27 protein-coding genes are annotated in these 21,812 nt (G+C 59.5%); 14 read left to right on the plus strand and 13 right to left on the minus strand.

The window, feature by feature from the left end; genetic code table 11:
- Window positions 1–582: nucleoside-diphosphate sugar epimerase/dehydratase (locus M6F29_RS03615; RefSeq protein WP_298157585.1), on the minus strand; the 582-nt coding region annotated here is incomplete at its 3' end.
- A 189-nt stretch (window positions 583–771) separates the two neighbouring features.
- Between M6F29_RS03615 and M6F29_RS03620 the strand changes: the two genes are divergently transcribed.
- From M6F29_RS03620 to M6F29_RS03630, 4 genes are all read left to right on the plus strand, one after another.
- Entirely contained in the window at window positions 772–1,536 is a 765-nt protein-coding gene (locus tag M6F29_RS03620) for an Rpn family recombination-promoting nuclease/putative transposase (protein WP_298157586.1), read from the plus strand.
- 188 nt (window positions 1,537–1,724) lie between these two features.
- On the plus strand, window positions 1,725–1,985 hold the full coding sequence (locus M6F29_RS03625; RefSeq protein WP_298157587.1) for a DUF4160 domain-containing protein: 261 nt from the start codon (window positions 1,725–1,727) through the stop codon (window positions 1,983–1,985).
- 13 nt (window positions 1,986–1,998) lie between these two features.
- A complete protein-coding gene (locus tag M6F29_RS12225; protein WP_366525930.1) occupies window positions 1,999–2,262 on the plus strand; it encodes a DUF2442 domain-containing protein in 264 nt (87 codons plus the stop codon).
- 416 nt (window positions 2,263–2,678) lie between these two features.
- The gene (locus tag M6F29_RS03630; protein ID WP_298157588.1) at window positions 2,679–3,647 is read left to right on the plus strand and encodes an Rpn family recombination-promoting nuclease/putative transposase; all 969 of its coding nucleotides are present in this window, start codon (window positions 2,679–2,681) and stop codon (window positions 3,645–3,647) included.
- A 99-nt stretch (window positions 3,648–3,746) separates the two neighbouring features.
- Here M6F29_RS03630 and M6F29_RS03635 read toward each other — a convergent pair whose 3' ends face one another.
- From M6F29_RS03635 to M6F29_RS03650, 4 genes are read right to left on the minus strand one after another with little or no spacing between them, the layout of a single operon-like run.
- The gene (locus tag M6F29_RS03635; RefSeq protein ID WP_298157589.1) at window positions 3,747–3,914 is read right to left on the minus strand and encodes a hypothetical protein; all 168 of its coding nucleotides are present in this window, start codon (window positions 3,912–3,914) and stop codon (window positions 3,747–3,749) included.
- Window positions 3,915–3,926: 12 nt separating this feature from the next.
- Complete coding sequence (locus M6F29_RS03640) at window positions 3,927–4,199, minus strand: hypothetical protein (protein ID WP_366525931.1); 273 nt, start codon at window positions 4,197–4,199, stop codon at window positions 3,927–3,929.
- Between the two features lie 28 nt (window positions 4,200–4,227).
- On the minus strand, window positions 4,228–4,506 hold the full coding sequence (locus M6F29_RS03645) for a PIN domain-containing protein (protein ID WP_298157591.1): 279 nt from the start codon (window positions 4,504–4,506) through the stop codon (window positions 4,228–4,230).
- Window positions 4,503–4,760, minus strand: coding sequence for a hypothetical protein (locus M6F29_RS03650; protein WP_298157592.1), 258 nt, complete (start codon window positions 4,758–4,760; stop codon window positions 4,503–4,505). Before M6F29_RS03650 ends, M6F29_RS03645 begins: the two co-directional genes overlap by 4 nt.
- 434 nt (window positions 4,761–5,194) lie before the next feature.
- Here M6F29_RS03650 and M6F29_RS03655 point away from each other — a divergent pair, with 434 nt between their 5' ends.
- Window positions 5,195–5,785 carry a gamma-glutamyl-gamma-aminobutyrate hydrolase family protein gene (locus tag M6F29_RS03655; RefSeq protein WP_298157593.1) on the plus strand — a complete coding sequence of 197 codons (591 nt, stop codon included), beginning with the start codon at window positions 5,195–5,197 and terminating at the stop codon, window positions 5,783–5,785.
- Window positions 5,782–5,922, plus strand: a complete 141-nt coding sequence (locus M6F29_RS03660; RefSeq protein ID WP_298157594.1) for a hypothetical protein — start codon at window positions 5,782–5,784, stop codon at window positions 5,920–5,922. Before M6F29_RS03655 ends, M6F29_RS03660 begins: the two co-directional genes overlap by 4 nt.
- A gap of 90 nt (window positions 5,923–6,012) precedes the next feature.
- Here M6F29_RS03660 and rfaH read toward each other — a convergent pair whose 3' ends face one another.
- A complete protein-coding gene (gene rfaH / locus M6F29_RS03665) occupies window positions 6,013–6,516 on the minus strand; it encodes a transcription/translation regulatory transformer protein RfaH (protein ID WP_298157595.1) in 504 nt (167 codons plus the stop codon).
- 339 nt (window positions 6,517–6,855) lie between these two features.
- On the opposite strand from rfaH, the gene M6F29_RS03670 reads away from it, so the two are divergent.
- Window positions 6,856–8,751 carry a GGDEF domain-containing protein gene (locus M6F29_RS03670; protein WP_298157596.1) on the plus strand — a complete coding sequence of 632 codons (1,896 nt, stop codon included), beginning with the start codon at window positions 6,856–6,858 and terminating at the stop codon, window positions 8,749–8,751.
- Window positions 8,752–8,872: 121 nt separating this feature from the next.
- Here M6F29_RS03670 and M6F29_RS03675 read toward each other — a convergent pair whose 3' ends face one another.
- Window positions 8,873–9,013: a hypothetical protein gene (locus tag M6F29_RS03675; RefSeq protein ID WP_297457483.1), complete on the minus strand. Its 141-nt coding sequence runs from the start codon at window positions 9,011–9,013 to the stop codon at window positions 8,873–8,875.
- Between the two features lie 176 nt (window positions 9,014–9,189).
- On the minus strand, window positions 9,190–10,728 hold the full coding sequence (locus M6F29_RS03680) for a Fic family protein (RefSeq protein ID WP_298157597.1): 1,539 nt from the start codon (window positions 10,726–10,728) through the stop codon (window positions 9,190–9,192).
- A 236-nt stretch (window positions 10,729–10,964) separates the two neighbouring features.
- Between M6F29_RS03680 and M6F29_RS03685 the strand changes: the two genes are divergently transcribed.
- The 3 genes from M6F29_RS03685 to M6F29_RS03695 are packed head-to-tail and all read left to right on the plus strand — an operon-like array spanning window position 10,965 to window position 14,059.
- Complete coding sequence (locus M6F29_RS03685) at window positions 10,965–11,399, plus strand: c-type cytochrome (RefSeq protein ID WP_298157598.1); 435 nt, start codon at window positions 10,965–10,967, stop codon at window positions 11,397–11,399.
- On the plus strand, window positions 11,396–11,857 hold the full coding sequence (locus M6F29_RS03690) for an OsmC family protein (protein WP_297457477.1): 462 nt from the start codon (window positions 11,396–11,398) through the stop codon (window positions 11,855–11,857). The genes M6F29_RS03685 and M6F29_RS03690 overlap by 4 nt, the downstream gene beginning before the upstream one ends.
- 3 nt (window positions 11,858–11,860) lie before the next feature.
- On the plus strand, window positions 11,861–14,059 hold the full coding sequence (locus M6F29_RS03695) for a DUF748 domain-containing protein (RefSeq protein ID WP_298157599.1): 2,199 nt from the start codon (window positions 11,861–11,863) through the stop codon (window positions 14,057–14,059).
- A gap of 80 nt (window positions 14,060–14,139) precedes the next feature.
- Here the strand turns inward: M6F29_RS03695 and M6F29_RS03700 are convergent, their stop codons facing one another.
- Window positions 14,140–14,781 carry a response regulator gene (locus tag M6F29_RS03700; RefSeq protein WP_298157600.1) on the minus strand — a complete coding sequence of 214 codons (642 nt, stop codon included), beginning with the start codon at window positions 14,779–14,781 and terminating at the stop codon, window positions 14,140–14,142.
- 78 nt (window positions 14,782–14,859) lie between these two features.
- Window positions 14,860–15,444 (minus strand): chorismate--pyruvate lyase family protein, encoded by a 585-nt coding sequence (locus M6F29_RS03705; RefSeq protein WP_298157601.1) that lies wholly within the window; start codon window positions 15,442–15,444, stop codon window positions 14,860–14,862.
- 109 nt (window positions 15,445–15,553) lie between these two features.
- Here M6F29_RS03705 and M6F29_RS03710 point away from each other — a divergent pair, with 109 nt between their 5' ends.
- The 3 genes from M6F29_RS03710 (at window position 15,554) to ribA (ending at window position 17,855) form a co-directional block, all read left to right on the plus strand.
- Window positions 15,554–16,540: an NAD(P)H-quinone oxidoreductase gene (locus M6F29_RS03710; RefSeq protein ID WP_366525932.1), complete on the plus strand. Its 987-nt coding sequence runs from the start codon at window positions 15,554–15,556 to the stop codon at window positions 16,538–16,540.
- Window positions 16,541–16,547: 7 nt separating this feature from the next.
- A complete protein-coding gene (locus M6F29_RS03715; RefSeq protein ID WP_297498213.1) occupies window positions 16,548–17,195 on the plus strand; it encodes a YjbE family putative metal transport protein in 648 nt (215 codons plus the stop codon).
- Between the two features lie 69 nt (window positions 17,196–17,264).
- Entirely contained in the window at window positions 17,265–17,855 is a 591-nt protein-coding gene (ribA, locus tag M6F29_RS03720) for a GTP cyclohydrolase II (RefSeq protein ID WP_297504978.1), read from the plus strand.
- Between the two features lie 2 nt (window positions 17,856–17,857).
- On the opposite strand, the gene ispF is transcribed toward ribA, so the two are convergent.
- Both ispF and ispD read right to left on the minus strand, forming a co-directional pair.
- Window positions 17,858–18,331 (minus strand): 2-C-methyl-D-erythritol 2,4-cyclodiphosphate synthase, encoded by a 474-nt coding sequence (gene ispF / locus M6F29_RS03725; protein ID WP_298157603.1) that lies wholly within the window; start codon window positions 18,329–18,331, stop codon window positions 17,858–17,860.
- Window positions 18,309–19,010 (minus strand): 2-C-methyl-D-erythritol 4-phosphate cytidylyltransferase, encoded by a 702-nt coding sequence (ispD, locus tag M6F29_RS03730; RefSeq protein ID WP_298157604.1) that lies wholly within the window; start codon window positions 19,008–19,010, stop codon window positions 18,309–18,311. The genes ispF and ispD overlap by 23 nt, the downstream gene beginning before the upstream one ends.
- On the opposite strand from ispD, the gene mltF reads away from it, so the two are divergent.
- On the plus strand, window positions 19,009–20,556 hold the full coding sequence (mltF, locus tag M6F29_RS03735; protein ID WP_298157605.1) for a membrane-bound lytic murein transglycosylase MltF: 1,548 nt from the start codon (window positions 19,009–19,011) through the stop codon (window positions 20,554–20,556). The two genes, ispD and mltF, sit on opposite strands and share 2 nt — an antisense overlap.
- On the opposite strand, the gene serS is transcribed toward mltF, so the two are convergent.
- Entirely contained in the window at window positions 20,523–21,803 is a 1,281-nt protein-coding gene (gene serS / locus M6F29_RS03740) for a serine--tRNA ligase (RefSeq protein WP_298157606.1), read from the minus strand. The two genes, mltF and serS, sit on opposite strands and share 34 nt — an antisense overlap.
- Between the last annotated feature and the right edge of the window lie 9 nt (window positions 21,804–21,812).

Below are 21,812 nucleotides of genomic sequence, written 5' to 3' on the forward strand. Positions count from 1 at the left end.
GTCCAGCACATTGCCCGGCAGGCGGTTGTCGTCGTCGAGAAATCCCACCACGCGCATTTCATGGCTGTGGGCCAGGGCGCCCGCCAACTGTCGTCCCGAGGTTCCGGCCCCGTATACCAGGACCCGGGGCAGGGTATCGTGTTTCAGCAGGTTCTGGTATTCCCCGCCCAGCCAGAAGCGCGCCAGGGCCCGGGAAGCCCCGACGGACAGCAACAGCAGCAGGGGTTGCATCAGTCCCACGGTGCGCGGGACCCCAGGGATCTCGATGGCGGTGAAAAGGGCGGCGAACAGCAGGCCGTATACGAAGGAGGCCCGCGTGACGGCCATCAGGGCCGGCCATCCGGAATAACGAAAAATGGCCCGGTAGAGCCCAAAGGCAATGAATACGGGCAGGGCCAGCAGGACGGAGGCGATCGCCGCCAGCAAGGGGGGGCCGGACAGGAAGACCCATTCACCCAGGCGCAGGTAATAGGCCAGCCATACCGTGAGCACGCAGAGACAGGCGTCCACGGTCAGCACCAGTAACCGTTTGGTCAGGCGCGGAAGGGATAATACGGGATGGATGGCTTTCTGAAACAGCATGAGGATGGATCTGAATGGAGAGGATTGCCCACGCTACCGCCCTGCCGGGCAACCAGCATGAAGGGAATTCTAACACAAGGAGGGGCTGGGCTCTATGAGGGGAACGGATCGGTCGTACAGCGTTTCAGGGGCGATATCCAGATTGCCTGGCCAACCCATTCGTAAATCTCCCATGTCTGGCGGATCAAGGTGGGCGGCGAATGGGCTTATCTGTATCTGCTCATTGAGTTTCAGAGTACGGTGGACAAATACATGGCCCTGCGCATGATGGTGTATCAGGGGTTGCTGTATCAGGACCTGATCAAGCAGGGAATGGTGTTGTCCGATGGACGCCTGCCCCCCGTTTTGCCCATTGTGTTGTACAACGGTAGCCAGCGTTGGACGGCGGCAAGGGATGTATTTGACTTGATCCCGCCGGTGCCGGGATTGGTGGAGCAGTTCAAGCCCAGGGTGAAATATTTGCTGGTGGACGAGAACGACTACACTGACGGCGAACTGACCCCGCTCAAGAATCTGGTTGCAGCCATTTTTCGGTTTGAGCACCCCGTCGACCCGAAAACCATTCATACATTGATTGCTCTGCTGGAGGAATGGTTGGTGAACCAGCCTGGCCTACGCAAGATGATTGCCCGCTGGCTCAGGGCCACGTTGATGCGGAAACCGGAGTACCGTATACTTTTGCCAGAGGTGGATGATTTACAGGAGTTGAGGATTATGCTCTCTGAACGACTTGAAGAATGGGCGCGTCAGTATAAGGCGGAAGGTGAGGCGAGGGGTGAGGCGAGAGGCGAAGTTTTGGCTCTGCAGAAATTGCTGACCAAGCGTTTTGGCGCCATACCGGCAGATGTTCTGGAGAAGATCTCGGCTGCCTCGATTGAGCAAATTGACGGGTGGCTGTATCAGATCCTTGATGCCAAGAGCCTGAACGACTTGTTCGGCCCGACCACGCACTAACCCCAAGAGCTGACCACCCCGGATCTCTGTCTAGGATGGTTTGCTCTCAAGTTCACACCCGACCAACGCCACCTGCTCGACAGTCTTTGGCATGGCCAGTGTCAGAGGTACAGCCTTGGATACTTCCGGCATGGCGATAAAGAGATTTCTTGCTATACTCGCCGCATCAAATATGCGGATCGCAAGTTATGCCAACTATCAGCATGTTCTACGGAATTCTTATCCAAATGTTTTGGGATGAGCATGTTCCCCCACATTTTCATGCAACTTACGGGGAATATAAGGCGACCGTCAATATCAGAGAATTGTGCATCAGCGAGGGTGAATTGCCGCGTCGTGCAAGACAGTTGGTCCTTGACTGGGCTGAATTGCACCAGGCAGAGTTGTTGGCTGATTGGGATCTATGTCAAGCCAACCAGCATCCTAATCCGATCGATCCTTTGAAATAGCATAGGTGCCATTATGTACTGGGATGTCATTGAGGTTCGCTCTATCGCCCCCCGTGAGTTGGCTGTCCAGTTCGAGGATGGACTGAGCGGGGTACTACACATTGATTTGTCATTTTGCACCGGGGTGTTTGATCCACTGCGTAATGATCAACTTGTAGGTAGCGCGCAGGTAGAAAATGGTGTGGTTGTCTGGCCAAATGGTCTCGATTTGGCACCAGACACAATGTATCGAGAAATCAAACGCAGCCCGAATCGCAGATATAACCTTTTTCGGTAGTGGCACGGGTGTGGGAAAAAAGGCAAAGAGGTCTACCCTTAAAACTTCCGGAACTGTGATAGTGAAAAAATCCCATAGGTCACTTTTTATGTTTCGACGTGGCTGAGTTTGGGTTGGATTCCTCGGATTTTTCATGGAAGAAATGGCCGTGATGGCGACAGTCGTTCAGGGGTTACCCGTGGGTATATCAGCGGAATGTGTGATTTTTCCGAAGACCGGCATGACAAAGCCATCGGCTGACGGCGCCGAAGATCCGGGGCAAGTTGCCAATTCAGGACGGGATTACGCCGCCCAGCGGCAACTGTGGTGCAGACCGCGCATTTTCCATTCTTTAGCGACTTGGCAGAGACGATAAGGGAAAATTTGTGGGTGTGTTGGGGAACTCTGTTTTGGATTTGGGCGGCTAGAATGCCTGGATGAGCCTCGACCACGACAGCAGTTACAAGTATCTTTTTTCCGCCCCGGAGATGGTGCGTGACCTGATCATGGGGTTCGTGCCGGACGAGTGGCTGCACCGTCTGGATTACGCAACCCTGGAGAGGGTGGACGGCAGTTACATCACTGAGGATTTTCGTGGACGGGCGGATGACATTGTCTGGCGGATCAAGGTGGGCGGCGCATGGGCTTATCTCTACCTGCTCATCGAGTTTCAGAGTACCGTCGATAAATACATGGCCCTGCGCATGATGGTGTATCAGGGGTTGCTGTACCAGGACCTGATCAAGCAGGGAAAGGTGTTGTCCGATGGACGCCTGCCGCCGGTCTTGCCCATCGTGTTGTACAACGGTAGCCAGCGTTGGACGGCGGCAAGGGATGTATTTGATCTGATTCCGCCGGTGCCGGGATTGGTGGAGCAGTTCAAGCCCAGGGCGAAATACCTGCTGGTGGACGAGAACGACTACCCCGACAGCGAACTGACCCCGCTCAAGAATCTGGTTGCGGCCATTTTTCGGTTTGAGCATCCCGTCAGTTCGGAAAAGATCGAAGAATTGATTGCTCTGCTGGAGGTGTGGTTGGTGGACCAGCCTGGCCTGCGTAGGATGATTGCCCGCTGGCTCAGGGCCACATTGATGCGGAAACCGGAGTACCGTATACTCTTACCAGAGGTAGACGATTTACAGGAGTTGAGAATTATGCTATCTGAACGGATGAAAGAATGGGCCCATCAGCACGAGGCCAAAGGTGTGCAGCGGGGCGTGTTGCAGGGCTTGCAGCAGGGCGAGTCGTTGGCCCTGCAGAAATTGCTGACCAAGCGTTTTGGCGGGATTACACCGGAAACCTTGGCAAGGATTGCATCGGCCTCACAGGAACAAATCGAAGTTTGGTTCGATCAAGCCATAGATGCCAGCAGCTACGATGAAGTGTTCGGCCCGACCACGCACTAACCCCAAGAACTGACCATCCCGGATCGCTGTCCAGGATGGTTGAGCCAAGTCACACCCGCACCAACGTCACCTGCTCGACGGTCTTTGGCATGGCCAGTGTCAGAGGCACAGCCTTGGATACTTCATGGCGGCATCGATGAGCGTGTCCTGGCTCAGGTGAGCATACCGCTGAGTTGTCTTGACTTGGGTATGCCCGTACATGGCATCAGGATCGATGACTATTTGCGTAAGAGACGGAGGGTTTTTTATCTTGGGGCGAGAACTCATGGCCGGATTTCCTCAAGAGCACTTTCCACATGTGCGGCGCTGACCTGGCGGGTTTTGGCCAGGGCGCTCGGAATCCATGGCATAGTTGGTGAGCAGGCGCAGGTCTTCGAGGACGTCGTTACGGTCGTATAGGGTGAAAAGCCAGAGTTGCTGACCAGCATTCCACCAGAAGTAGGTTACGCGCAACCCACCGCGCTTTCCCTTGCCTCGTTTGACATCAGCGTAACGCAGTTTGCGCAAACCACCGCTGCCTTCAATGATGCCGCCAGCCCCTGGGTTCTTCATCAGAGTGTTTTGCAGGGCGCGGAAACCGTCATCGCTCAGCCTCGTAGTCTTCAAGCCATTCATTTTCAAGACCATGAATCTCATTGAGAATAAGATTGAGAACCTCCATGGCAGGAATTGGGTCAACGCCTTTCGAACGCAGGATGACTGGGAGATAATTTTTCGCGTCATGGATACACTCTACCGGCGTAAAAAATTGCACCCGATTCATATTCTCAATGACGAGATTACGTACCCGTGGACCTAACACGGCACGGATAAGAATGTTGGCATCAAGAACCAGCGCGCGACGATGGGACACCATCATTTAATATGTCGTTTGCTGTTAAATTCAGCCAATACCTCCGCCTCGTCGAGTTGGGCTGCCTTTAGGAGGGCATCGAGTTTGCTTGCTGCAACCTTCAAAGACTCCGCCCCAGTTTTCTGTTCAATTTCCCGGCTGGGTATGTAGTAGCCGATGATTTCACCATGACGGGTAATAGCCACTGGCCGACCCGCATCCAAAAGATAGTGCGGTAACTGGCTCCTGAATTCCCGAATACCTACTTTGAGAGTTTCCATCCTGGCCCTCCAAATGTGTACACATGGGTACACTATACAATGTTTTGGAAATGGAGTCGATCTCTGTGAAGGAAATTATAAGGGGCAAGGATCTGGTGGGTGGTTTGGGATGCTAAAAAGTTATAGAATTAAACAACATGTCGTGCAGGGTCGTTGGCATATCAGAGGAATGTGTGGGATTTTGCCGAAGAGCGGCGTGATAAAGCCGTCGGCTGACGGCACCGAAGACCAAGGGAAAGTTACAATTCAGGACGGGATTACGCCGCCCAGCGGTAACTGTGGTGCAGACCGCCCAGTTCTTCACCTCTGGCGAGCAATTGTGGGACGCTTTCGAACGAGCCTGCAACTGGCTGGTGGCGTTCCATATTGCTTCTGGTCAGGTTGATTGCGCGCCTGCATCCGGATTGCGCTAGGCGTTGAGTGGAGGTATTAGCATGAAGATTGTGGCAGTGAGTCAACGTGTGGATGTTTATCCTGAGCGGAATGAGCGGCGTGATGCGCTGGATCAGAATATGAGCATTTGGTTGCATGCCGCAGGGTTTCTTCCTTTTCCCGTACCGAATCGGCTGGCTTTTGGTGAGGAAGTCAGTGGTTGGCTGGATGTACTACAGCCTGTCGGTCTGGTTTTATCTGGAGGGAATGATATTGGAACGGTACGTGATCGGGATTTTACGGAGGAGCTGATGATGCGATATGCCGAGCAATGCAACTTGCCGTTGCTGGGGATAGGTCGTGGTATGCAAATGATTGCGCGTGCAAATTTAATTCGCTTGAAGTCGGTCAATGGGCATATTGGAGGTTATCACACAGTACAAGGAGAAATAAGTGGGACGGTCAACAGCTACCATCAGTTCTGCCTGGAGGATTGTCCCCCGGACTTTAGGGTGCTGGCGCGTAGTGAAGATGGCGTAATTGAGGCGATTCGGCATGATGGGCTGCGCTGGGAGGGTTGGATGTGGCAGCCGGAAAAAAATCATGAATTTGACCCCGGGGATATTGGAAGAGTGAGAGCCTTATTCGCTTGACCAAGCGTTTTGGCGCCATACCGGCGGATATTCTGGAGAAGATCTCGGCTGCGACGATTGAGCAAATTGACGGGTGGCTGTATCAGATCCTTGATGCCAAGAGCCTGAATGACTTGTTTGGCCCGACCGCGCATTAAACCCAAAAGAGGTGACCCACTCACGATGGGGGGCGCAGAAACTGCGCAATGTTTTTTCGGATGAAGTGGGCGTCCACGTGTGCCGACAGGTCAGAGGGTTTTCGTTCGGGAAAGGTGGGCCGGGGGGATTCTGAGCGGGGTGGGTTTGCTGAGCAGTTCGATGAGTACGAGCGCCCGCTGTTCGCCATCGGTCATCTGGTAGATCGCTTCAAGCCCCTTGAAAGGCCCCGCATCGATGGTGACTGCATCCCCTGGGGAAAACAGGCGCTGGGGTTGTTGTTGCTGGCGTGTGCTGCGAACCTGCAAGGCTTCCACCAGCCTGTCCTCCACACGGGCAGGCTGGTTGCCGAAGGTGACCAGCCGACTCACGCCCCGGGTGGACCGGAGAGGGGTCCAGCTTTTTCCTGAAAGATCCTGTTCCAGGCGCACGAACAGGTAACGGGGAAACAGGGGTTCTTCTGTGATGACCAACCGGCCCTGCTGGATTTTTTCTGTGGTGAGCAGGGGCAATACACTCTCATATCCCTGCTGCAGGAGGTTCTGGTGGGCCACCTTTTCTTGCCGTGGTCGGGTATACAACAGGTACCAGGACAAAGTTGGTTTCCTCGCAAGGGTAGAAAACGAATCATTCAACGATGGTTCGTTGAACGATTTGCCGAGAGTTTACGTGCCCGAACCGTCTCTTCGGGAGAGTGCAACACCGGATGGTGGCTTGGTATGGTGCACCGTTTTGTCAAAGGATACCTCAAATGGTGTCCTGAATCCAAGTGCTTTTCCGGGTCCACACCCCGGTAGACGCTCGTCTCGTCTGTCACGGGATCTTAATATGCCGGTGTTAGATTGATCCTTGAGTTCTTGAAGGTTTTTTGACGGGTTGCGTCAGGCTGGAAAGGTCGGGTTTCGTGCAGAATCGCTCAAGGGGAATTGACACGGATGGTGTGGTATCTGGAACTGGAAGATCATGAACAGTTGGCTGACATTCTCGAAAATGAGCAACTGACGGCGCTCTTTCAACCGGTGGTCGATTTGACGACGGCTCAGATTCACGGATACGAGGGGTTGATTCGTGGTCCCTCCAGCAGCATGCTGCATTCTCCCGAAGTCCTGTTGCGCGTTGCGACTGACTGTGGTCTGCGTGGGCAAATGGAATGGCTTTGTCACAAAGTATTGAATCGGTCTTTTCGGCGTCTCGGACTGCCGGGAAAACTGTTCCTCAACATCAGTCCCGACGTGCTGGTCCAGCGCAGCCTCGACAAACGGTCGGAATCCATGTGGTTGGCGGAACCGCTCGAGCAAGCCCACCAGGTCGTCCTGGAAATCACGGAAGGCGAACGGATTCTCGGTTACGGGCCGGAGTTGCTTCAGGAGGCGGTCAAACGCTGTCGTGACGAAGGCATTGGGGTGGCGATCGATGACCTTGGCGAAGGTTTCTCCAGCCTGCGACTGTGGTCGGAATTGCGTCCCGACTACGTCAAGATCGACCGCCATTTTGTTCAGAACATCGAGAACGATCCGGTCAAGGCCCAGTTTGTCCGTTCCATCGTGGAGATTGCGCGTCAGACCAAATCTACGGTGATCGCCGAGGGCATCGAGACCGTGTCCGAACTGCTCCTGATCAAGAGTCTGGGTGTGGATCTCGGACAGGGATTCCATTTTTCTCGTCCCCATGCCACCCCCATGACCTGTCTCACGGACGAGGCTGCGGCCTTTTTACGGAGCCAGGCGGTTCCTTCGAAGCCCATGGCCGAAGTGGTCTGGGGGCGGGATTCCCTGGCCGGGCGCAACATCATTCAGATGACGCCCTGTCTGACGCCGGCCATCAGCAATGAGGCTGCGATGGGTTGGTTCGAGGCCAATCCGGGATCGGATGTCGTGCCCGTGGTCAGGGACGATGGACTGCCGATCGGTCTGCTGGCCCGCACCGCCCTGATCGGCAGTTTTGCCCAGCCCTACCGCCGTGAATTGTATGGGCGCAAATCCTGCACCCAGTACATGGACGACAAACCCCTGATCGTCGACAAAAGGATTTCGGTACAGAACATCAGCCAAATGCTGGGCAATGCCGAGCGCCGTCATTTTTTGCAGGAATTCATCGTCACGGACAATGGTCACTACTTTGGGCTCGCCCATGGTCAGGATGTGATCCGGGTGATCACCGAAATGCAGATTCAGGCCGCCAAATACGCAAACCCCCTGACTCAACTGCCGGGAAACGTGCCGGTTCATGAGCATCTCGACAACCTGCTGCGGTTGCGGGTCCCGTTTTATGCCTGTTACTGCGACCTGGATCATTTCAAACCCTTCAACGACGTGTATGGTTTCAGTGCCGGGGACGGGGTGATCCAGATGACGGCCAACGTCCTGGCCCAGTTTTGCGACTGTGATCTGGATTTTCTGGGGCATATCGGCGGAGATGACTTCATCATCCTGTTTCGCAGTCTCGACTGGGAGAGCCGCTGTCAACGCATCCTCGGGCGGTTCGCGGATACCGTGGTCCGGCATTTTACCGAGGAAGACCGTATCCAGGGCGGGTATTGCACCGAGAACCGCCGCTTCGAACGGGAGTTTCACCCCCTGGTCTCCCTGTCCATCGGCGCCGTGGTGGTGCCTCCAGGCCACTTTACGTCCTACATGGAAGTCTCCAAGATTGCTTCAGAAGCCAAAAAGCAGGCCAAACTGATTCAGGGAGACGCCTTGTTCGTCAATCGGCGCTATAAGACGGAAGCGCCTGGTCATGATCCGAGAAGCAACAACCTGGAATTTTTTTCAGGCGGCGGAGGGGATCAGGGGCGCATCGACGAGTTCCTGCCGATCAAACCCGCTGCATGATCGGGGCCCGGAAGTACCAACGCCCGACGATCGGTATCGTCGGGCGTCACGGTGGGGGTCTCTCCGACCCCCGGCTCCCACGCGGTCAGGCAAGGGAGGGTTTGCGTCATCCGCTGGTGAGTCAATGATGGATCAGATCGGCTTTGTCTTCTTCGATACAACTGTCCCATTCCAGGGTGTCCAGTATGGTGACCAGCACTGCGAAGCCAAAAACCGAGAGAATTTCTACCCAAACCAGCGTCTCATGTCCGATGTATCCCATGATAGCCCCCTATTTTAAGGGTTTTTCGAGCGGACCGTTGCTCGGTATGTTCAGTTTGCCTGAATTTTTGATATTTGTCAACATTGACGTTTATCAATAATTCTGATACCTGTGCCGCAAATCATTCACGGTCGTCAACGGAACGGCAAATGTGCGCACACCGGCCCGCTGTTCTGTCAATAAAGTTTGTTATTTGGATCGGTTTTGTCAACAAGGCTGCGTATTTCGTGAGGGTGCAGTAATCTGTTTCGGGTTATGTCGTCGGCAAAAGCATTGCAGGCAGCCATCTGTTTCCATGTATTCCGAAATTCGGAATAGTCGAATGCCGCCGACCATGCCTGAGCGCGAGTCATTGAACGGAGAAATGGGACCGGGTCGGCATTCCTGGATAGTGCTTTGAGAGGGAGTAAATAATCCTCGCGGTATGCTGTCGGGATGAGGATGCGACAGGCAGTTGCCTGAGTCAGATAGGCATTCATGGCCAGACGGGCAGTCCGGCCATTACCATCCTCGAAGGGGTGTGCCTCGGTCACGACGAACATGGCCATCAAAGCGCGCGCAAAGGGGTCTTCCAGCAGCGCAATACGTTTGAATCCTTCACGCAGGGTGCCTTGCACCAGTTCGGGATGAACGAACAAGGTTGAGCCAGCCTGATTGAGTTTTTCTTTCCATTGTCCGGGATTTCTCTCGGGTCGACTGGACAGCACCCTATGGTTGGCACGTTTCAGCCAATCCAGAAATTCATCCTCGTTGCCCGGAGGGGTTGATCGGAAAGGTTGCTGGGTGATGGCCTGATAAGTGCCGAGCACGTCATGCGAGTCCTCGGGACGTTTCTCGATCATCCTGCCTTCAAAAATAATCTCGCTGGCTTCCTCTACGGTAAAGGTCGTGCCCTCGATGTAGTTGGAGAAATAGGACTCGAAGAATGCAAAGTTGATGCTGCTCAACCCGGGGGTTGTTGGATCGGGTACATGCGGAAACGGCTGCCGAAGCGCTGCAAACAGCATATCAAAAATAACCAGGCGATCGGGATCGTAGGGTTTTCCTGCGGCACGCGCGAGCGCATCAACGGCGCTCAAACATCTGGCTCCGCCGGTCTGCATCAATGCCGAGACGATGCCGTTCAGGATTTTGAACTGGGCATCCAGTCCCAGGATCTCGGCCAGTTTCCGGGCGGTGTCGCGCAGGTCGTTGACCTTGTATTCGCCGCGCAGTGTGCACAGCCGACTCAGGTGGGATTCCACCCAGGCGCGCCCCATCGTCCGGATGGCAGCATTCCGACCGGTATAAAGATTTTCCAGAAGACGGCGAGCTTCGGACGAGACATACAGTTTGCCGTAAGGGGTGTCGTTCAGTGCCGGTTCCAGGCCCAGGACAGGACCGGGGCCGGGGATCGTCATCAGGGTGAGGCCGGGTAATTCAGTGCGTCGTGCCCGGTTTCCCTGAACCAGAAAAACCCGCCCCTCCGGATCGGGTTTCCCCTCCTGTGCCGATCGATAGCCGAGCACCGCTCCTGGATAAAGATACTCGGCGATCTGTCGCCAGTGGGGGCGCACGATCTGTTCCAGAGGCGTTTCCAGATCGCTGGTGTAAATGCCCCGACGAATGGCGCGCAGCCGCCCGGCGCGTGCCAGTCTGGAAACGCGTTGTGCATTCGCCTGATCTTCGGCAGAACTGAAAATCAGGGTCGCAAGAGTGTCCATAGGTTTGCGCATCAGGCAGGTTTCCAACTTGTTCTGTCAATAAATATGCTCTTGTTTGATGGGTGTGTCAACGTATGAGCAAATCCTCTTGATTCCAGGCGCTTTCATCCCGCTGTTTCAGGGAAATCCGGACTGCGGGTGGACCCCCCGGATGGTATCCGGGGGCCTCGAGGCGGAACCGGCGGAATTTCTGGGGTATTATTATCAGACGGGGGAAGATCATCGGGTTCAATTGCGGAGGGAAGATCATGACGGGAAAAGTGAATCTCAGGGGGATGCTGGGGCTGGTGCTGGGAGGTTGGATGGTGGTGGCACAGGGGGCGGGGCTGGATCCCGAACTGGACAAGGTGGTGCAACAGGGGAAAGACCTGTTCAGTCATGCGACCTTTGACGGGAATGGCGCGGTGTGCGAATCCTGCCATCGCAATGGCGGGGTGGGACCGGGACGTCGTCCCGACGGGCAGGCCATTCCCAGTCTGACCAATGCGGCGGCCATCTTCCCCCGTTACAAGGCGAAGGCGGGGCGGGTATTCACGTTGCAGGACCAGATCCGGGGCTGTGTGGGCATGGCGCTCGAGGGCAAGGCGCCCGCCTATGGCAGCGATGAACTGACGGCTCTGACCGTGTACGTGACCAGTCTGGCGCAGGGCAAGCCTCTGGATATGGGTGGAAAACCCCAGTGAGTCCGGAGGATGCGGTGCAGGGCGTGACGCTGGTCCAGCAGGAGCGCTTTTGTTTCGAAATTCGATTCGGCACGGGAGGCCCCGTCTGGCTGGGCGACGAGTCCCCTCCCCTGGGGCAGGGCAAGGGCCCCACGCCAGCGCAATTATTGGTGGCCGCCGTGTCCAGTTGTCTGGCGGATGCCCTGTATTTTGCCCTGCACAAGTTCAATCCGGATCTGGAAGGGGCATTGAGGGCGGAGGGCCAGGCAGGGATCGGGCGCAACCCGGCCGGGCGCCTGCGCGTGCTGGAGATCCGGGTGGCGTTGCACCTGCCTCAGGCGGCGGCGAGATACGCCCATCTCGACCGCACTCTGGGTCAGTTTGAGGAATTCTGTACGGTGGGGCGCAGTGTGGCCCAGGGGATTCCGGTGCGGATGACCGTGGTGGATGCTGCGGGAGCCGTCCTGAAGGCTGTTTGAACCGTGCGCAAACTGGGGTGGGGGGTCGGAATTCTCCTGGGCGGCCTGCTGGGGGGGATGCTGACCGCGCCTGAGTGGTTGCCCGGGTTGATCCACCGGGAAGCACAGCACTGGGCCGAGGGGACCCGTCACCGACTGGTGATCGGCTCGATACAGGTGGGGATTTTTCCTGTTCGGGTCCGGATCCGTGAGGTTCGGCTCTACGAAGCCGACGGACAGACGCCCGTCCTGGGGTTCGAAGAACTGGAGGGACATCTGGCGCTCCATTCGGGCCTGCCTCCCTTCCCCGTCATCGACGAACTGACACTCACCCATCCGGTCGTACACCTGGTGCGCAACCCTGCGGGCGCCTGGAACCTGGCCAGTCTGGCCGGACCCGCTACGGGCGGCGGCGGGTTCCCACTCCTCGTGGAAAACTTCCGGATCGTGCGTGGCGAAGGAACGGTCTGGGACCAGGGGAGCAATACCCATCACGACATCCGCCATCTTCAATTCGACCTGCCTCAACTGTCTTCCCGGCTTCGGGATGAGGACGCCTGGCTGTCTCCTTCCCTTCGCGCCGAGGTGGATGGGGCCTCGCTGGCCCTGAAGGCACGGATTCGACCCTTTGCCGCCGAATTGAGGGGGGAAGGGGAGTTGTCCGTACAGGGCCTCGATCTGACCTACTGGTTATCACCCTGGTCGGTTTCCCCCAGCGCCCTGTCCACGCGCTTTGCCTTCCGGGGGCCCAGTTGGGGCGCGTTGCAGGGTGAATTGAGCGGTCTCCGGTTGAGCGTTCCCCAGGTCGGGGGGACGGTTGCCGGCCTGGAGACCCGGTGGCAGGGGGTGCAACTGAGCGCCCGGCGGGTGGATTATGCCGGAGGACAGGTGAATTTCGGGACGGTTCGTCTGACGGGGCATGACGGGCAGATCCACCCGGTGGGGCTGTCTGAAGCGGCGTTCCCACCCTTGTTGCTGAGTGGGATCGAGGGAACCGTGGAAAAACTGGCCTGGCCCGTCTCGGCGCGGACTCCGCTAGCCCTGTCCCTGGCGTTGCAGGTGGGGGCGCAGGGCCATCTTCAAATGACCGGCCCCGTGGATCTGGCGGCGCATGCGGTGCATCTGACCGTCGCTGCCCGACACCTGGATTTACGGGTCATCCAGCCCTGGCTGGCGCGCTATGCCCAGGTCCGGCTGGAACGCGGGCAGTTATCCCTGGCGGGGGTGCTGGACGGGACTTTCGCTTCGCCACAGACCTGGCAGGGGCGCTATCGAGGGCGGGGTCAGGCCGATGACCTGGCGCTGCGCGAGGGGCGACACGGTCAACTGCTGTGGCGCAGCAAGACCCTGTTCGTGCAGGGGGAGGCCAACCTGAATCCCCTGCGTCTGCGCCTGGACCAGGTGGCGCTCAGCGACTTCTATGCCCGGCTCCACCTGTTGCCGGACGCAACCCTGAACTGGGTGAATTTGCTGAATTCCCCGCCTGTCTCTGCGCCGGAATCCAGGGGCGCTCCGCCCCCCGGGGAGGCGGTTCCGGTCCCGTCCGGGGGGGCGCCGGTGACGGCCCGGGCGGCGGTGGTGATCCGCAAGATCACCTTGCAGGGAGGGACGATCCACTATCGGGACGACTATGTGCATCCCCCCTATGAAGCCAACCTGACCCGTCTGGGCGGGGAGATCGAAGGTCTGTCCTCGGCGGAAAATACCACGGCCCGTCTGGAACTGCGGGGACGCGTTCACGAGGCTCCGCTGCTGATCGAGGGACAGATCAATCCGCTGGCGCAGAACCTGTTTCTGGACATGACCGCCCAGGTGACCGGAATGGATCTGACGCAGTTCAGCCCCTATTCGGGCAAATATGTGGGGTATGATATCGAACGGGGAAAACTGTCCTTCGACGCGCATTATTCGGTTCGCAACCACGACCTGCAAGCCACCAATCATCTGGTCCTGAACGAACTGACTTTCGGGAAACCGGTGGCCAGTCCGGGGATCACCCGCTTTCCCGTGGCCTTGGCCGTTGCCCTGCTGCAGGATCCCCAGGGCAGGATCACGATGAACTTGCCCATTGCCGGATCGCTGGATGATCCCCAGTTTTCAGTGGGGGGGGTCCTGGCGCGCACCCTGGTTCAGGCCCTGGAAAAGGCGGTGGAATCGCCTTTTTCCCGGCTGGGGAAATGGCTCAAGACGCCCGGTTCAGGGCCCAACCAGACCCGCCCGTGACGCCGGCCTCCACCTGGCCGACTGCGGAATATGCCCACTGGCTGGCCGTGGCCTACTTCAATCCTGCGCTGAGGACGCGATCAGAGCACCAGGTGGTGCGTGATGGCGTAATGGATCAACTCGGCGTTGGTGCGCATTTTCATTTTTTCCAGGAGGCGGGCACGGTAGACGCTCACCGTTTTGGCGCTCAGGATCATGGTCTCGGCAATCTCGCTCAGTTTTTTCCCGGAAGCGATCAGACACAGGGTCTGATATTCCCGGTGAGACAGGGTCTGGTGGGGGAGGTCATGGTTCTGATGGGTCAGGTTTTCCGCCAACTGGACGGCCAGTTCGCTGCTGATGTACTTGCGTCCGGTGGAGACCTGGCGAATGGCGATCACCATCTGGCTCAGGGCATCCTGCTTGTTGATGTACCCCGCCGCGCCGGCCTTGAGCGAACGGATGGCGTACTGGTCCTCGGGATACATGCTGAGCATCAGGACGGGCAGGTTGGGTTTGAGGTCCTTGATCTTGATCAGTATGTCGATGCCATGTTCGCCGGGCATGCTGATGTCCAGCAGGACGACGTCATAGGGGTTGTCACGGATCAGTTGCAGGGCCTCCGCACCGTTTTGTGCCTCGGCCACCACTTCCATGTCTTCAGTGTCCCGGAGGAGTTGGATGACTCCCTTGCGAATGATGGCGTGATCGTCCACCACCAGAACTTTTATTTTTTCAGACATAACTCCTTGAGGCCGAAAGTTTGATGGGGTATAGGGGTACCAGAATAAGCGCCTTAAGTATATAAGAAAACCTTAAGATTATGCAAAAAAAGACTGGGCCTGGGCGGGATCGGCACGCTCGGGGGGGAGAGTAAGAAAAATTTCGGTGACGAGCAGGGGAGCTCCCTGACGCACATGCAGGGAACGGCGCGCCCAGGGGGGCAGGTCCAGGGGAAACCGGCGCAGTCGCAGAGACAGTGGATGGTAGCGGGGAAGTTTCCGGAAATGCAGGGGCGTGCGTCGAACCTGGGGATCGGTAAAGAGGTGTTCCCCGAGGGGGCGGGGATCGCGGGCATCGAGGGTGGGCCAGGCGCGTGGCAAATCCTTCAGAGGCAGGAGGCTGCGGGCAAACACCAGGGGCAGGGCTCCCTCGCACAACAGCACTTCACGGCACCAGACCGGTTGGCGGCAGGAGATCCCGAGCAGGCGCGCCTCGTCGGGAAAGGGAAAGCGGGTTCCCGGTTCCAGGATCCTGACCTGGAACCGGGGGCAGACGGTCCTGAGCGCGGCCGTGAGGGAGTCCGGCGTGGTCAGCCAGGATCGATGGGCTCGGCACAGGTTTGAGCGCAAGAGTCGAGCCAACCAGGGGTCCGGGGGCAGGGCGGGGAAATGACCGTGGTTCATGGGCGGATTATCCCACAGACATGCTATGCTCCGCCTGCAGGATGGGCGAGTGGCTCGCCTGGAGGATTTCGTCAGGGAGGGAAAGGCTATGTGGGATGGACCGGTGAACATGGGGTGTGTGGAAATTTCCAGGGCAGGGGGGCCCGAGGTTCTGGTCTGGACCCATCGTCCGGTGCCGCGCCCGGGGTTGGGAGAGGTCCTGATTCGCGTGGAGGCCGCGGGGGTCAATCGCCCGGATTGTTTTCAACGCGCCGGGTTTTATCCCGCGCCGCCCGATGCTTCCGACCTGCCGGGCCTGGAGGTGGCCGGAGAAGTGGTGGCCGTGGGCGAAGGCGTGACCCTGTGGGAGGAAGGCGATCGGGTCTGCGCTCTGCTGGCGGGAGGGGGGTATGCCGAATACTGTGTGGCGCCGGCCCTGACCTGTCTGCCCTGGCCCCGCGACTTCAGCGCAGTCATGGCGGCTGCCCTGCCCGAGACTTTCTTCACCGTCTGGAGCAATGTGTTTGAGCGGGCCGCGCTCAAGCCCGGAGAAACCCTGCTGGTTCAGGGAGGGTCCAGCGGCATCGGGACCACCGCCATCCAGATGGCGCATCATCTGGGACACCGGGTCTTCGTCACGGCGGGGTCGGCTGAAAAATGTGCGGCCTGTGTCGCCCTGGGCGCCGAGCGCGCCATCCATTACAAGGAAGAAGATTTTCTGGAGGTGATCCGGGAAGTCACGCACGGCAGGGGGGTCGATGTCATTCTCGACATGGTGGGGGGAGATTATCTGCCCCGGGAAATCAAGGCCCTGGCAGAGGATGGCCGGCTGGTGCTGATCGCTTTCCTGCGGGGTTCCAAGGGGCAACTGGATCTGGCCGACCTGATGCGCCGGCGTCTGACGGTCACGGGGTCCACCCTGCGTTCCCGTTCCACCGGATTCAAGGGCGAGATTGCCCAACGGCTCCAGGAACGCATCTGGCCGCTGCTGGACCAGAAACTCATCCAGCCGGTGATCTACCGGACCTTCCCGCTGCAACACGCGGCCCAGGCCCATGAACTGATGGAATCCAGCGCCCATACCGGCAAGATCGTCCTGACCGTGGAAACCGCCTGATCCTGGCATGGACATGACGTTCTGGCTGGCCCTGGGACAGATCATCGTCATCAACCTGATCCTGAGCGGAGATAATGCGGCGGTCATCGCCCTGGCGGCCCACCGGCTCGAGCCAGCCCAGCGGGGCATCGCTCTGTGGTGGGGCAGCCTGGGCGCGGTGGGGCTGCGCATCGGCTTGACCTTTTTGGCCGCTTCCCTGCTTGCCTGGCCGGGGATTCAACTGCTGGGCGGCGCGGTGCTGCTCTGGGTGGCCTACGGGTTGGGGGCGCCGGAAGAGGCGCCGGTTGCCGGCGATACGCCGGTGGAAGGACGCTGGCGGGCCATTCGCACCATCCTGGTGGCCGACCTGTTCATGAGTCTGGATAATGTGCTTTCTCTGGCGGGCGTGGCGCGCGGCGATCATCTGCTGCTCGTGCTGGGCCTGCTGACCAGTTTGCCCCTGGTGGTGGTGGGCAGTTCCCTGCTGCTGCGCCTTTTCGAACGATTTCCCTGGATGGTGGTGCTGGGTGCCGTCCTGCTCGCCCAGGTCGGCGGGGAGATGCTGGCCAGCGACAGCCTCTGGCAGCGGCTGTCCTGGGGGCACTGGCCCCATGCGCCGCTGCTTTTCTCACTCTTCTGTGCGGGTCTGGTGGGGATTCTGCGCCTGCGTTCCTGAATGGGGGCCGCAAGGATTTGCTAGAATGGTCCTTTTGATGATTTTTTCATCAGGTTCTGGAGGTTAGGGATGTCCTTCGATTCTTCCGCGATGCCCTGGGTGCGGATGCCGACGGTTTATGGCGAATTCAGTGCCCGGGTGTTCTCCGTGCGGGACGAGGAACATCTGGTGCTCAGACGGGGGGATCCGGCCACCCCCGGCGTGCTGGTGCGGATCCACTCCGAGTGCCTGACCGGGGATGCCCTCTTCTCCCGGCGCTGCGACTGTGGCCCCCAGTTGGCGCGCTCCCTGGAATTGCTGGGGCAGGCCCGGGCCGGGGTGCTCGTGTACCTGCGCGGACAGGAAGGGCGCGGGATCGGGTTGCGGGCCAAACTGGCGGCCTATGCCTTGCAGGATCAGGGGCTGGATACGGTGGATGCCAACCTGCACCTGGGACTTCCCGTGGATGCCCGCAGTTATGAAGGCGTGGTGGAGATATTGACCACCCTGGGGGTGCGTCGACTGCGTTTGTTGACCAACAATCCGGACAAGATCCGCCAGCTGGAACAGCCTCCGCTGGAAATCGTGGAACGGGTGGCCCTGCAGGTGGCGGTGGACGAAGAACACCGCACCTACCTGGAAACCAAGCGCCAGCGCCTGGGACATTGGCTCGATCTCTAGAATCAGAGGGGCATGAGCAGGCACACGGCCTGCGCCGCGACGCCTTCGCCCCGTCCGGTAAACCCCAGTTTTTCAGTGGTGGTGGCTTTCAGGTTGAGTTGGCCGCGGGGCGTTTCCAGGTCGGCGGCCAGGTGGTCCAGCATCTGTGCCAGATAGGGGGCGACCTTGGGCGCCTGCAGGATCAGCGTGGCGTCCAGATTGCCCAGACGATAGCCCCGTTCCTTGACGCGCCGGTAAACGTGACGGAGCAGGACACGGCTGTCGGCGTTTTTCCAGCCTGGGTCGCTGTCCGGAAAATGATGTCCGATATCGCCCAGCCCCGCAGCCCCCAGCAAGGCGTCGCAAATGGCGTGCAGCAGGACATCCGCATCGGAGTGTCCCTCCAGACCCAGTTCGAAGGGGAGGGTCACGCCGCCCAGGATGAGTGGACGTCCGGGCACCAGCGCGTGTACGTCAAATCCCTGACCGATGCGCATCGCGAACCTCCAGGATGGCCTGGGCCAATTTCAGGTCGGCGGGCCAGGTGATCTTCAGATTGGTGGTTTCACCCATCACCAGACGGGGCGCGTATCCCGAGGCCTCCAGCGCGGAGGATTCGTCGGTGGCGGCGGGGTGCGCGCGCAGGGCTTCGAGCAGACTCCCCAGACGAAACATCTGGGGAGTCTGGGCTGCCCACAGTCCGGTGCGATCCAGGGTGGTTGCCACGCAGGTCTGGTCGTTCTGGCGCTTGAGGGTATCGCTCAGGGGCACGGCCAACAGTCCGCCCAGCGGGTCGTCCTGCAGGGTCTGGATCAACCGGTCGAGAGCGCTGCGGGACAGGCAGGGGCGCGCGGCATCGTGGACCAGCACCCAGGTGTCGGGCGCGTGCAGGGGCTGGAGGGCTTGAAGGGCGTTGAGCACGGTCTGGGCCCGGGTGGGGCCGGCGCAGGCCAGGGGCTGGATCCGTGCGGAAGCGAAGGGCCAGGCCAGGCCGAGGGCTTCGGGCAAGGCGGAGAGCACGGGGTAAATCTTGAAAATGTGTGGGTGTGCCTCAAAAATACGGAGTGTATGATGCAGGAGGGGAACCCCCCCGAGCAGGGAGAACTGCTTTGGAACCGGACCGCCAAACCGGCTTCCCGAGCCGCCGGCAGGGATAATCACCACGCAAGGAGACATGATCGATCTTGAAAAAGGACAACACGGAATGGTAACACAAGCCCGGGTGATGACCCTGGGTCAGTGGCTGGGCGCGCGCCTGTGGCGTCGTCCCGAGCGGCTTCTGCTGTTGGTCCTGCTGGTGCTGGGTGGGGGGGTATGGTTGCGCCATAGCGAGCATCCGCCCGACCCTGGGGAACAGGCGCTGGAAGATGCGCCGGTGCTTCCCCCGGTGACGGCCCTGAGCGCCTTGCCCGAATTGGTGGTGGCCACCCGTCGGGCGCCCGGCAGTTACTGGACGGAGCCGGACGGACGGACGCTGGGCATCGAGCATGATCTGGCCCTCGGGTTGGGGGCGTTTCTGGGCAAACCGGTGCATTTTCTGGTGCTCGATGATCAGGAGCAGGTCGTGCGCGCATTGCGCACGGGCAAGGCCCATTTCGCGGCCATGCCCGAAGGGGGAAAGGAGTCCGCCGAACTGGGCTTCATGTTCACCCCGCCTTACTACCACAGTCGTTTTCAGGTCGTCTTCAATGCGTTGCGCCAGTCTGCGCCGCACGCGCTGGCCGATCTCGCGAAGGAGCCGCTGACCCTGATTCACGACCTGCAAATGGAAACCCAGTTGCAAAACCTGCGCACCCAGGTTCCTGCCCTGCGTTGGAAATGGGCCCCCCGAGGCCTGCGCGAAGAGGACTTGCTGCGTCAGGTGTATGAGGGGCAGGTGGTGTATGCCGTGGGGGCTTCGGAGGAGATTGCCCTGGCCCAGAATGACTACCCCGACCTGGCGGTGGCTTTTGACATCGGGCGGGAAACGCCTCTGGCGTGGGCTTTTCCCGTCGGGTCCTCGCTGTTGTACGAGGCGGCCCTGCATTTCATGGAGGGGTTCCGGAACAGCGGAGGGCTGGCTCAGGTGGTGGAACGTTATTACGGATCGGTGGGCGCCCTGTCCCATGACGATGCCCTGGAATTTTTACAGAAACGGGTGATCCGTCTGCCCGGCCTGAGCCCGGTATTCCGGGCGGCAGAACGTCTGTCGGGACTGGACTGGCGTTTGCTGGCGGCCCTGTCCTTTCAGGAATCGCGCTGGAACAATCAGGCCGTATCCCCCACCGGAGTGCGGGGATTGATGATGCTCACGGCGGATACGGCCGATCGTCTGGGCGTGAAGGATCGGCTCGACCCGAACCAGGCAGTGCCTGCCGCTGCGCTCTATCTGGCGCAAATCCGCAACGAACTTCCGCTTTCGATCGGGGAACCGGACCGGACCTGGATCGCCCTGGCGGCCTACAACGTGGGCTTGGCGCATGTGGAGGATGCCCGCCGGCTGGCGCGGCAGCGGGGACTGGATGACCGGACCTGGAACGCTCTGCGCCAGACCTTGCCGCTACTGGCGGAAGCGCGCTATTACGAGCAGGTGCGGCACGGGTTTGCACGGGGCGGAGAGCCCGTGCGTCTGGTGGAGAACGTACGGGGCTACTACGACGTCCTCGTGCACTTCGAGTCGAAGTCGCGCGCCTTTCCTGTCGGGGAAAGTCACGGGCCGATCAGTTCCTCGCCGCCCATGTAGGGGCGCAGTACCGTCGGGATGCGTACGGCCCCGCTGGCGGTCTGGTAGTTTTCCAGGACGGCGACCAGGGCGCGTCCCACGGCAACGCCCGAACCGTTCAGGGTGTGGACCAGTTCCGTGCGCCCCGCCTGATTGCGGAAACGGGCTTGCATGCGGCGTGCCTGATAAGCCTCGCAGTTGCTGCAGGAAGAGATTTCACGGTAGGTCTGCTGCGCCGGCAACCAGACTTCGAGGTCATAGGTCTTGCTGGAGCCGGCACCCATGTCGCCGGTGCACAGGGCGATGACCCGGTAGGGCAGTTCGAGCAGTTGAAGGATGCGCTCGGCATGCCCCGTCAGCTCTTCGAGGGCCTCGTAGGAACGGTCGGGATGGACGATCTGGACCAGTTCCACCTTGTCGAACTGATGCTGGCGAATCAGACCGCGAACATCCTTGCCATAGGCTCCGGCCTCGGAACGAAAACAGGGGGTGTGGGCGGTGAGGCGCAGGGGCAGGTCAGTCTCCCTGAGAATCTCGTCGCGCACCAGATTGGTGAGCGGGACCTCGGCCGTGGGGATCAGGTAGTGGGTTTCCTGTTCGCCGCGCGGGACCGCGAACAGATCGGCCTCGAAGCGGGGCAGTTGACCGGTGCCGCGCAGCGTTTCGGCATTCACCAGATAGGGGACATAGGCTTCCAGATAACCATGGGCCCGGGTATGGGTGTCGAGCATGAACTGGGCCAGGGCCCGGTGCAGGCGTGCCAGGCCGCCCTTGAGGACCGAGAAGCGGGCTCCGGACAGTTTGCTGGAGGCCTTGAAATCGAGCAACCCCAGGGTTTCGCCAAGATCCACGTGGTCGCGCACCGGAAAATCGAAGACGGGAGGGGTACCCACCCGGCGCAATTCCACGTTGTCCTGCTCGTCACGGCCCACGGGAACGGACTCGTGGGGCAGGTTGGGCAGCATCAGGAGCAGGGCTTCCAGGCGCTTCTGCAGGTCGACCAGACGGGCCTCCAGTTCGCCCAACTGCTGGTTGACGGCCGCCGCCTGCTCCAGAGCGTCCGTGGCATCCTCCTGGCGCGCCTTGCATTGACCGATGTGTTTGGCCAGTTGGTTGCGTTCGGACTGGAGGGCCTGGGTGCGAACCTGAACCTCTTTCCGCTCGCTTTCCAGCGCCTGAAACTGGGCGGGGTCGAAGGGGTAGCCGCGCGTCCCCAGCCTTTCGGTGACTCGCTCCAGATCGTTGCGCAACCATTGAATGTCCAGCATGTAAAGTCT

It is taken from the genome of Ferrovum sp. (genome assembly GCF_027317285.1).
Lineage (GTDB): Bacteria > Pseudomonadota > Gammaproteobacteria > Burkholderiales > Ferrovaceae > Ferrovum.